Source organism: Frankia sp. CeRuru1 (assembly GCF_977966315.1).
On the sequence record NZ_CDWWEW010000301.1, the window covers coordinates 1 to 6,414 of the forward strand.

Annotated in this window: 7 protein-coding genes; 3 read left to right on the forward strand and 4 right to left on the reverse strand. The window is 72.0% G+C overall.

Translation table 11 applies throughout. The features are described 5' to 3' along the window. Positions 1 to 286 (forward strand): 2-oxo-4-hydroxy-4-carboxy-5-ureidoimidazoline decarboxylase (locus AC08OP_RS18520; protein WP_476615345.1); only part of this gene is annotated, 286 nt, incomplete at its 5' end. A 79-nt stretch (positions 287 to 365) separates the two neighbouring features. Here AC08OP_RS18520 and AC08OP_RS18525 read toward each other — a convergent pair. Beyond that, entirely contained in the window at positions 366 to 1,085 is a 720-nt protein-coding gene (locus AC08OP_RS18525) for a DUF234 domain-containing protein (RefSeq protein ID WP_476615346.1), read from the reverse strand. A 476-nt stretch (positions 1,086 to 1,561) separates the two neighbouring features. Here AC08OP_RS18525 and uraH point away from each other — a divergent pair, with 476 nt between their 5' ends. After that, the gene (uraH, locus tag AC08OP_RS18530; protein ID WP_476592228.1) at positions 1,562 to 1,888 is read left to right on the forward strand and encodes a hydroxyisourate hydrolase; all 327 of its coding nucleotides are present in this window, start codon (positions 1,562 to 1,564) and stop codon (positions 1,886 to 1,888) included. Positions 1,889 to 1,911: 23 nt separating this feature from the next. Here uraH and AC08OP_RS18535 read toward each other — a convergent pair whose 3' ends face one another. Beyond that, entirely contained in the window at positions 1,912 to 3,243 is a 1,332-nt protein-coding gene (locus AC08OP_RS18535; protein ID WP_476615347.1) for a DUF6986 family protein, read from the reverse strand. A 123-nt stretch (positions 3,244 to 3,366) separates the two neighbouring features. Beyond that, positions 3,367 to 4,152 (reverse strand): TetR/AcrR family transcriptional regulator, encoded by a 786-nt coding sequence (locus tag AC08OP_RS18540; protein ID WP_476615348.1) that lies wholly within the window; start codon positions 4,150 to 4,152, stop codon positions 3,367 to 3,369. 102 nt (positions 4,153 to 4,254) lie between these two features. Here AC08OP_RS18540 and AC08OP_RS18545 point away from each other — a divergent pair, with 102 nt between their 5' ends. Then, the gene (locus AC08OP_RS18545; RefSeq protein ID WP_476615349.1) at positions 4,255 to 4,644 is read left to right on the forward strand and encodes a VOC family protein; all 390 of its coding nucleotides are present in this window, start codon (positions 4,255 to 4,257) and stop codon (positions 4,642 to 4,644) included. A 249-nt stretch (positions 4,645 to 4,893) separates the two neighbouring features. Here the strand turns inward: AC08OP_RS18545 and AC08OP_RS18550 are convergent, their stop codons facing one another. Beyond that, positions 4,894 to 6,387 (reverse strand): 8-oxoguanine deaminase, encoded by a 1,494-nt coding sequence (locus AC08OP_RS18550; RefSeq protein WP_476615350.1) that lies wholly within the window; start codon positions 6,385 to 6,387, stop codon positions 4,894 to 4,896. Positions 6,388 to 6,414 lie beyond the last annotated feature (27 nt).

Below are 6,414 nucleotides of genomic sequence, written 5' to 3' on the forward strand. Positions count from 1 at the left end.
GGCGAGAGCGACCGTGGTGTCCCTCGACGCCCCCCGACGGGAGCAGGCGGCGATGGACCGGGCAACGGCGGAGCTCAGGGCGGCCTTCGAGCAGGGGAACGCGGCCTACGAGGAGCGCTTCGGCTACATCTTCCTGGTCCGAGCGGCGGGCCGCGACGCGGAGGAGATGCTCGCCCTGCTACGGGCACGGCTGGACAACGATCCCGCGGACGAGCTGCGCATCGCGGCCGGTCAGCAGGCCGAGATCACGGCCCTGCGCATCCGGCGCCTGATCACCGGCGCCTGATCACCGGCGCCTGATCACCGGCGCCTGATCACCGGCGCCTAGGCCGAACGACCGTGGCGCAATACTGCTTATCCTCGCTTCATCCTCGCTGCCAGGCGGTGATGAGTTCGGCTGGGCCGTAGGATGCGGCGAGACCGGTGGCCGCACCCCCGCTGCGACTGATGGCGACCAATGGCAGCGGAAGGTTCGTGAGCGCCGCCCGGTGTTTCTGCAATGCCGCCAAGTCGCGGTCATCGAACGGTGCGCGTTCCAGCCATTTGACAGAGCCGAGGAAGTACAGCTCCTTGGCGACCGGTTCCCGGTCGGCGCCGACGACGTCGATCTCGACGGTGTTGGAGCGGTTCCAGTAGGCGCCGACGGCCGGGGCCGACGGCAGCACCGCGTCCGGGAGCAGGCGGGCGAGGGACTGACGCAGCAGCGGTTCTATCGCTCGGCCGCGCCAACTCGTCCATCCCGCCCTGATCCGACTGACGGTGAGGTCTCCGCGCAGGCGCTCGATCTCGGGCAGATATGGGCCGACGAACCGCAGCCAGAACCTCAGATACGGATCGGTGACCCGGTACCGGCGCTCTTTCGACGGCCGTGTCGAAAGAGGTAGCTCCCCCACCACCATCAGTTTGGCGGCCAGCACCTCGATCGACCGGGTCAGACTGGTATGCGCGAGCCCTCCAGCGGCGCGGGCAATGTTGGTGAACGTCCGTTCGCCGCTGCCGATCGCCGAGAGCACGCCCCTGGCATTGGCCGAGTCGGGGAACTCCGCGGCCAGGGACCGCTCCGCCGACACCAGCAGCGCCGACACCGGGTTCGACAACTCCGCGTTAAGGAACTCCCACAGGTCGTCACCCGCCGCCAGGAGGCGCAGATTAGCGGCAGACCCCCGGTCACCAGCGCGGCGTCGAACGCCTCCGCTGGGCCCAGGCCGAGCATCTCTCCCACCTCCGCCGGATTGAGCGGCCCTAGGACCAGCTCCTGCCCGCGCTGGTGAAACGGTCGGCTGTACGAACTCAAGGCCTCCATCATCGACAGGTCCGAACCGATCAGCACCAGCAGGACGGGCCGCCGGCTCAGTTCCCGGTCCCAGGCACGCTGCAGCACACCCTCGAACGCGTCGCCCCGTTCCATCAGGTACGGAACCTCGTCGATCACGACCACACTGGGCCGGTCCTCCGGCACGGTCGATCAGGAGCGGTGTGGCGGGATGGTCAGCCCGGGTGGTGGGATGGTCGAGGCCCGGACCCGGGCCGCGGCGACCGAGGACGCGACCGAGGAGGCGTGGTGAGCCTGTCCACCCATGTCCTGGACACGGCCACGGGGCGGCCAGCCGCCGGCCTGCCGCTCCGGTTGGAACGGGCGGTGCGCACCCTTGACGGCACGACCACGGGCTGGATCGCGGTCACCAAGGCCGTCACCGACGACGACGGCCGGGTAGCCGATCTGCCGGCGACCATCCCAGGCCCCTGGCGGCTCGTCTTCGACACCGCGAGCCGCTCGGCGTTCTTTCCCGAGGTGACCATCGCGTTCGTGATCGAGGACCCGGCGGATCATCATCACGTCCCGTTGCTGCTCGCTCCGTTCGGTTATTCGACCTATCGGGGGAGCTGACCGCCCTGGATGGCTGGGTGTCGTCAACCCGCGGCGACCGGTCTGCCGCCGAAGCGGTCGACGGTCACCCGGTCGAGACCAGCCGCGGTCAGGCTCGCGTCGTCCAGCAGGCCGGCGTCGAGCGCCCGCAGGACGTGCCCGGCGAGCGCGCGGCCGGTGGCCGGCTCGTCGGCGACCGCTCCCGGATGCCGGGCGGTGGCGTACGCGGTGGCGTAGGAGGAAAGCCGGCCCAGCGCCTCGTCGAGCCCGGCCAGCAGGCAGCCGGCCACCGCCGCGTGCCGGCTCACCAACTGACCCGGATGCAGATCCCAGCCCTGGTAGATGCCCCGGTACCAGGCGCGGCGCACCAGCTCGGCGTGTCGCCGCCACGCCCGGTGGACACCTCGGCCCGCCGTGTCCTCGACAGACGCGGTGCCCTCCGTAGCTGCGGTGCCCTCCGTCGCGTCCGTCGGGCTCTCGATCGGCAGCAGGTTCGAGGACCCGTCCGCGACCCGGATTCCGGTGCCGGCGGTGACGAGCTGCATCAGCGTAGTGGCGTACTCCACCGCCGGATGGTCGCTGGCCTGGTGTGCGGCGGTGATGCCGAGAGCCGCCGAGTAGTCGTAGGTGCCGACGTGCAGTCCGACGAGGCGTCCTGGGCCCAGCGCAAGACCGGTCTCGACCAGCGCCGGCAGGGCGAGAACCGCGGCCGGGGTCTCCACCTGCACCTCGAAGGGCACCGGGGCGATGTCGAGGCGTTGCTCCAGTTCGGCGAGCAGATCGGCGAAGACCGCGACCTGCGCGGCGGCGCTCACCTTGGGCAGGGTCAGCACCAACCCGGCGGGTGGGCCGTCGTCACCGGCCAGCGCTGTGAGGAAAAGGTCCAGGCTGCGCAGTCCCCGGTCCCGGACGGCCGGGTCCAGCGACTTCATCCGCAGGCCGTAGGACGCGGGCAGGGCGTCCGCCGCCGCGGCGGCGCGCAGGGCGACGGCCGCCGCGACGGCGTCGGCGTCCTCGGTGTCGTCCATCCGGACGCCGTAGCCGTCCTCCAGGTCGATCCGCAGATCCTGCACCGGTTCAACGGTCAGCGCGTGCAGCACGTGTGCGTGGACCGGTTCGGCGATGACCGGGTCCGGGTCGCCCCCGGTGGCGGCGGCGAGCCTGGCCGGGTCGGTGCCGTGGGCGGCCAGGAGCTCCCGGGCCGCCTCCCCCCAGACCAGCACGATGTCCGGGCGCATCCGGTCGGCGGGCAGGTAGCAGGTGTGCACCGGCTGACGGGTTCCCGGATCACCGGGATGACGAGCGATGACCGCCGTATCGATCGGTGCGAGCGCGGCGGTCAGACGGGCGACGACATCGGTCGGCAACGTCGGCATGCCCCCAGTGTCGGCCTCACGTACACCGCCGGATACCTCCCTCGGCGGGATGCCCCTGCCGGCGTGGGTCCTGCCGGCGTGGGCCCTGTCCGCGTGGGCCCTGTCCATGCCGGCTTGTCGTGGTCAGCGGCCGCGGTCGGTCCCGGCCCGGTCGATCAGGGGGGCGAGGCCGTCGAGGACCCGGTCGAGTCCGAAGCGGTAGGCGTGGTCGGGTTCGTGGGCGCTGCCGTGCGCGCTGCCCGCCGCGGTGCCGACCCGGGTGGCGAGTGGATAGGCCCGCGGATCGAGCACCCGGGCCAGCAGGGGGCCGGCGCTGTTCCACCACTGCTCGTCGTCCAGGCCGCCCTCGCGCTGCGCGGCGCCCGCATCGATCGTGGCTCGCGCGTTCGCCTGGACGAAGGACAGCAGATAGGCCAGGCAGTCATCCATCTCGACGTCGGTGAGCCCGAGGCCGTCGAGGGCGACGAGCTCGTGCTCGTACTTGCCGATGGAGCCGGGGCCGAGCGCAGGCCGCAGGGTGGAGACGGTGGCCGCCCAGGGATGGGCGTCGAACAACGCCCGGTTCTCGTGCGCGACCGCGCTCAGGCGTAGCCGCCAGGGCAGGCCGGCGGTGTCGGCACGCTCCATCCGCGCATGCACCGTGTCGAGCATCAGGTCGAGCAGTTCGGCCTTGCCGGGGACGTAGGTGTACAGCGTCATCGGGACGACTCCGAGGGTCTGGGCCATCCGGCGCATGGTCACGGCCGCCAGGCCCTCGCGGTCCGCCAGGTCGATCGCCGCGTCCACCACGGCGTCCACGCTCAGCCCGCGGGCGGGACCGCGGTGGGGTGTGACCGGGGCCGCGGAGTCGCGCCACAGCAGCGCCAGGGTGCGGGCCGGGTCGCCGGTGCTGGTCCTCTCGCTGGGCACGCGACATCACTCTCATTCAATACTAAGTACAATGTACTATGTACAAGATCTACTGTGATCCGACCTGATCATTCCGTTGCCGTCATAACCGGGAGCGCGTTCGTGAGAATCACCTCCTCCGCCGTGTCGCTGAACGTCGACGACGTCGCCGCGTCCAGTGCCTTCCTCGCCGAGCACTTCGGCTTCCGGGAGGAGATGGCCGCCGACGGCTTCGCCTCCCTGACCCGCGACGACGCCGGTCTGAACGTCATCTTCCTGCGTCGCGGGCTGCCCACGCTGCCGGCGGGCCAGCGCGACGAGCGCGCGGCCGGACTCATCCTCGCCTTCGTTGTCGAGGACCTGGAGGGTGAACTGGCCCGTTTGCGGGACGAAGAGGTGACGATCACCATGCCGCTGACCGCCGAGGAGTGGGGTGAGCGAGCCTTCCAGGTCCGTGACCCCAACGGAGTGATCGTCCAGCTCGTCGACTGGAACGGTCCCCGTCCCGCGTAGCGCCACGGGTGCCACCACCGGGCCGGTTCAGGTCACCCGGTCGAGGCCGCCGCCGGTGCGATGCGTGTCGATCGGGGGGGTCGACGCGCGGCACCGGCGGCGGCTGCTCGGGGTGACGTCCCGGCGGGTGTCGCCAAAACGCCATCGCCGGGGTCGAATGGGTGACGTCGCCAACCGACCCGAACTGACCTGTTGCTTTGTATCAAACACCCCGCGGAGGTATCCCACCAGGGTCGGTCTTGTCGGCGTTCACCGGGCCCCGGCCGCCCTGGCTCCGGTCGTACTCGCGGCCCGCCCGGCACCGGGAGCGATTCCGGCATCAGCGATTCCGGCATCGTCGAAGGCAGCCTGCATGCCGGCGGCGAGCTCACGGTGGCGGGCGAGCATCGCCGACAGGTCGGGATGCACCGGATGGCCGTCCAGGACGACCGCGCGGCCCGCGACCACCGTGTGGCGGGCGGCGACCGGGCCGCAGCGCAGCCACGCCTCGACGGGATCGGACAGCGCCCCGGCGAAGCCGACGCCGTCGAGGGGCCATGCCACCAGATCGCCCACCGCTCCGACGGACAGCTCGCCGATCTCCCCGGCCCGGCCGAGGCAGCCGGCCCCGCCCCGGGTGGCGATCTCCAGCGCGTCCCGGGCCGACATCGCCGCGGCGCCGTGCCGCAGCCGGCCGAGCAGCATCGCCGTGCGGGCCTCCAGCCACAGCGACGCCGAGTCCGCCGACGACGAGCCGTCACAGCCCAGTCCCACCGGTACCCCCGCCGCACGCAGCTCCGCGACCGGGGCGAGCCCACCGCCAAGGATCATGTTGCTGCTCGGGCAGTGCGCGACCCCGGTGCCCCAGGCGCCCAGCCGGGCCACCTCAGCGGGGTTCGGGCGGATGCAGTGCGCCACCCAGGCCCGGTCGCCGCCCCAGCCGACCTCGGCGAACTGGTCGATGGGACGCCGGCCGAACCGCGCGAGGCAGTACTCGTCCTCTTCGGGGTCCTCGGCGAGATGCGTGTGCAGCCGCACGTCGAGCGACTCGGCGAGCTCCGCCGTGGCCCGCATCAGCTCCGGGCTGACCGAGAACGGTGAGCAGGGCGCCAGGGCGATCCGCACCATGGCGCCCGGCGAGGGGTCGTGATGACGGGCCACCAGCCGGGCCGACTCGGCGAGGATCTCGGCGTCGTCCTGCACCACCGAGTCGGGCGGCAGTCCGCCGTCCTTCACCGACAGCGACATCGATCCGCGAGTGGGATGGAAGCGCAGGCCCAGTGCCGTCGCCGCGGCGATCTCGGCGGAGACGAGGTCCCCGCCGCCGCGCGGATGCACGTACAGGTGGTCCGTGGTCGTCGTGCAACCGCCGAGGGCGAGCTCGGTGAGCCCGACGTAGGCGGAGACGTGCACGGCATCCTCGTCCAGCCGGGACCACAGCGGGTACAGGGTCGACAGCCAGGTGAACAGCGTGCCGTTCAGGGCCGGAGCGAACGCGCGGGTGAGGTTCTGGTACATGTGGTGATGCGTGTTCACCAGGCCGGGAGTGATCAGGCAGCCATCCGCCCGCAGCGTGCGCACGGCGGGAGGCGGTGGCTCGTCGGGACCGCCGAGGGCGCTGACCAGGCCGTTCGTCACCGCGACCCACCCGCCGCGGATCTCCCGGCGGTCGGCGTCCACGGTCGCGACCAGTTCGGCGCCGACGACGACCAGGTCGGTGGGAACGGGGACGGCGACGGGACGGGAGACGGCGGGCGTGGGCATGGCGGGCGTGGGCATGGCGGGCATGGG